This window comes from Burkholderia sp. LMU1-1-1.1 (genome assembly GCF_040675865.1).
In the GTDB taxonomy this organism is placed as follows: domain Bacteria; phylum Pseudomonadota; class Gammaproteobacteria; order Burkholderiales; family Burkholderiaceae_D; genus Rugamonas.
This window is the reverse complement of the sequence record NZ_JBEGHG010000074.1, coordinates 1-251: the sequence shown is the minus strand read 5'-3', so window position 1 is coordinate 251 and position 251 is coordinate 1. Positions and strand designations below refer to the sequence as shown.

The 251-nt window shown below is 48.2% G+C and carries 1 rRNA gene; it reads left to right on the top strand.

Annotated elements, in window-relative coordinates:
- Window positions 1-251, top strand: a 23S ribosomal RNA gene (locus tag MRBLMU1_RS29585); the annotation flags it as partial.

Here is a 251-nt window from a genome sequence, read left to right as displayed (position 1 = left end):
GCGAACTGAAACATCTAAGTAGCTGCAGGAAAATAAATCAACCGAGATTCCCAAAGTAGTGGCGAGCGAAATGGGAAGAGCCTGCACGTTTTAGCATGACGCATAACAGAATCCACTGGAAATTGGAACCATAGCGGGTGATAGTCCCGTATGTGAAATGCGATGTGTGGAACTAAGCGTGCGACAAGTAGGGCGGGACACGAGAAATCCTGTCTGAATATGGGGGGACCATCCTCCAAGGCTAAATACTC